Source organism: Streptomyces sp. NPDC088246 (genome assembly GCF_044741025.1).
Lineage (GTDB): Bacteria > Actinomycetota > Actinomycetes > Streptomycetales > Streptomycetaceae > Streptomyces.
Map to the genome: position 1 here is coordinate 1 of NZ_JBIURV010000138.1, position 4,075 is coordinate 4,075.

1 protein-coding gene is annotated in these 4,075 nt (G+C 70.2%); it reads left to right on the forward strand.

Translation table 11 applies throughout. The features are described from left to right. The coding region (locus ACIPEK_RS46270; protein ID WP_402008953.1) for a beta-ketoacyl synthase N-terminal-like domain-containing protein at positions 1-4,075 on the forward strand (4,075 nt) is incomplete at both ends.

Below are 4,075 nucleotides of genomic sequence, written 5' to 3' on the forward strand. Positions count from 1 at the left end.
TGGTGGGTTCGCTGACTGCGGAGCGGTTGGGTGCGGTGTTGCGGCCGAAGGTGTTGGGTGGGTGGAATTTGCATGAGTTGACGCGGGGTTTGGCGTTGGATGCGTTTGTGGTGTTTTCGTCTGCTGCTGGTGTGTTGGGGGTGCCGGGGCAGGGGAATTATGCGGCGGCGAATGCGTTTTTGGATGGGTTGGTGGAGTTTCGGGTGGCGGAGGGGTTGCCGGGTGCTTCGTTGGCGTGGGGTCTCTGGGGTGACACGGGTGTGGGGGGTATGGGTGGTGGGTTGTCGGAGGGTGATCGTTCGCGGATGGCGCGGGGTGGTGTCTTGCCGTTGTCGGTGGTGGACGGCTTGCGGTTGTTTGATGCGGGTGCGCGGGCGGACGCGGCGTTGGTACCGGTACGTCTTGATGTGGAGGCGCTGCGAGCACACGGCACCGCCCTGCCCCCCCTCTACCACCACCTCACCGGACGCCCGGCACGCCGACAGGCCACCTCGCGGACCGCGATCGCTGCTGCCAGCTCGCTCGGTGAACGCCTTGCCGTACTAGCCGAGTCCGAACGCCACGAAGCGGTCCTCGACCTGGTGCGGGGACAAGTCGCCGCAGTGCTGGGTCATGCGACGCCCGCGGCCATCGCGCCGGACCGCGCCTTCAGTGACCTGGGCTTCGACTCGCTGACCTCGGTGGAACTGCGCAACAGCCTCAACAACACAACCGGCCTGCACCTGCCGGCCACTCTCGTCTTCGACTACCCGACCGCCGGCGACCTCGCGGACCACTTGCTGTCCGAGGTCTCCGGAGACGTGGCCGCCGCCACCGTCCTGCCGACGACCGGCGCGCTCGCCGACGACCCGATCGTCATCGTGGGCATGTCCTGCCGCTTCCCCGGCGGCATCGAGTCGCCCGAAGACCTGTGGAAACTGGTCTTGGAAGGCGACGACGCCATCACCGACTTCCCCGAGAACCGGGGCTGGAACGTCGACCGCCTCTACGACCCCACCGAGTCCCGCCCGGACACCACGTACGTACGCAGGGGCGGGTTCCTGCACGACGCGGCCGACTTCGATGCGGACTTCTTCGGCATCAGCCCGAACGAGGCCCTCATCACCGACCCGCAGCAGCGACTGCTGCTGCAGACGTCCTGGGAGGCGTTCGAGCGGGCGGGCATCGACCCCGCGACGCTCAAGGGCAGCGCCACCGGTGTCTTCGCCGGTCTCGTCTACCACGACTACACCGGCAGCAACAGCTCCGGCAGCATCGTCTCGGGGCGCATCGCCTACACGTACGGCCTGGAAGGGCCGGCCGTGACCGTGGACACGGCGTGCTCGTCATCGCTGGTGGCGCTGCACCTCGCGATCCAGGCCCTGCGCAACGGCGAGTGCGATCTCGCCCTGGCAGGCGGTGTGACGATCATGGCCTCGCCCGCCGCCTTCGTGGAGTTCAGCCGCCAGCGCGGCCTGTCCCGCGACGGTCTGTGCAAGGCGTTCGCCGCCGGAGCGGACGGTACCGCCTGGGGCGAGGGCGTGGGCCTCCTGGTGGTCGAGCGGCTGTCGGACGCGACGCGCAACGGCCACCGGGTGCTCGCGCACGTACGCGGCTCCGCGGTCAACCAGGACGGCGCCAGCAACGGCCTCACCGCGCCGAACGGCCCCGCCCAGCAGCGCGTCATCCGCCAGGCACTGGCCAATGCCCAGCTCACCGCCGCAGACGTCGACGCGGTCGAGGCGCACGGCACCGGCACGGTCCTGGGTGACCCGATCGAGGCCCAGGCCCTGATGGCGGCGTACGGACAGGAGCGCGCCGCCGACCGGCCGCTGTGGCTGGGCTCGGTCAAGTCCAATATCGGCCACACCCAGGGCGCCGCCGGCGTCGCCGGAATCATCAAGATGGTCATGGCGATGCGCAACGGCGTACTGCCCAGGACCCTGCACGTGGACGAGCCGTCCACCCACGTCGACTGGACGGCGGGCGCGATGCGGCTGCTGACCGAGGAAGTCGCGTGGGACGTCGACCGGCCGCGCCGCGCGGGCATCTCGTCCTTCGGTATCAGCGGTACGAACGCCCACGTGATCATCGAGCAGGCTGCGCACGACCGTGACGACGAGCCGGCAGCCGACTCCTCGAAGGCCGGGCCGTCGAGCGACACCGTGGTGCCGTGGGTCATCTCCGCCCGCGGCGAGGAAGGGCTGCGCGCCCAGGCGGCGCGACTCGCGTCGTACGTGGAGGAGCACGGCGAACTCCGTCCGGCGGATGTGGGCTGGTCCCTGACGACGATGCGCGGCGCGCTGGAGCAGCGCGCGACCGTTCTCGGCGCGGACACGGCCGAGCTGGTGGCCGGCCTGCGGTCCCTCGCTGCGGGAACGGCCGCGCCGCACGCGGTGCGTACCAGCGGCAAGACCGCGTTCCTGTTCACCGGGCAGGGTGCGCAGCGCACCGGCATGGGCCGTGAGCTGTACGACACGTATCCCGACTTCCGGCAGGCTTGGGACGAGATCTGCGAGCAGTTCGACGGTCTGCTGGAACGGCCCGTGAAGGACGTGCTGTTCGCGGACGAGGGCACGGCTGACGCGGCATTGCTGGACCGTACCGAGTACGCCCAGCCAGCCCTGTTCACGGTCGAAGTGAGCCTGTACCGCCTGGTCAACTCCTGGGGCGTACGCCCCGACTTCGTGATGGGGCACTCGATCGGCGAGATCGCCGCCGCGCACATCGCCGGGGTGCTGACCCTGGCGGACGCCTGCACGCTGGTCACCGCGCGCGGCCGGCTGATGCAGGCGCTCCCGGCCGGCGGCGCGATGGTCGCGGTCGAGGCGACGGAGGAGGAGACGCTGCCGCTGCTCGCTGAGTCGGCGGGAGCCGGCCTGGCCGCGGTCAACGGCCCGCGGTCCGTGGTCCTTTCCGGCCCCGAAGCGGCGGTGGAGGAGGTCGCGGAGCGGCTGCGGTCACAGGGCCGAAAGACGTCCCGGCTGAAGGTGTCGCACGCCTTCCACTCCACGCTGATGGAGCCGATGCTGGCCGACTTCCGGCAGGTCCTGGAGGGCCTGTCGTTCGCTGAGCCGAAGCTGGCAATGGTGTCCAACGTGACGGGCGACGTGGCCGCCGAGCAGGAGCTGTGCTCGGTGGACTACTGGCTGCGGCATGTGAGCGAAGCGGTGCGCTTCAGCGACGGCGTGCGCAGCGCCGCGGACCGTGGAGTGACACGGTTCGTGGAGGTGGGCCCCGACGGTGTGCTGACGGGCCTTGCGCAGACGTGCCTCGCGGAGAGCGTGGAGACCGAGGAGTCTGTGCGGGCGGGGCAGACGGAGCAGACGGTGTGCGTGCCGCTGCTGCGCAAGGGACGTCCGGAGGCGCGGTCCCTCCTGGCCGGACTGGGGCGCCTGTACGCCGCGGGTGGCGAAGTCGCCTGGCCCGCCGTCTTCGAGGGCAGCGGAGCCCGCGAGGTCGATCTGCCCACGTACGCCTTCCGGTGTCGCCGTTTCTGGTCGCAGACGCCGACCGATCACGGTGACCCGGCGGCCATCGGCCTCGGTGCCACCGACCACCCGCTGCTGGGCGCGGCCGTCGTGCTCGCCGACTCGGAGGGGGTCCTCTTCACCGGTCGACTCTCTGCGCAGACCCAGCCCTGGCTGGCCGACCATGTCGTGGGTGGCTCGATCTTCTTCCCCGGCACCGGGTTTGTGGAGTTGACGATTCGGGCGGGGGATCAGGTCGGGTGTGGGGTGTTGGAGGAGTTGACGCTGGAGGCGCCGTTGGTTTTGCCGGTGCGTGGTGGTGTGCAGGTGCAGGTGGTGGTGGGTGCGCCTGAGGGTGGCTCTGGTGGGCGTGCGGTGCGGGTGTTCTCCCGTGGTGAGGGTGCGGTGGACGACACGTCCTGGACCCGGCATGCGACGGGTGTGTTGGGTGCTGGGGTGCGGGGCGGTGTGGGCGAGGCTGATCTGACCGTGTGGCCTCCGGTGGGTGCGGTGCCGGTTTCGGTTGAGGGTGTGTACGAGCGTTATGCGGAAGGGGGGTTGGTGTACGGCCCGGTGTTCCAGGGTCTGAGGGCTGCGTGGCGGCTGGGCGAGGATGTGTTTGCTGA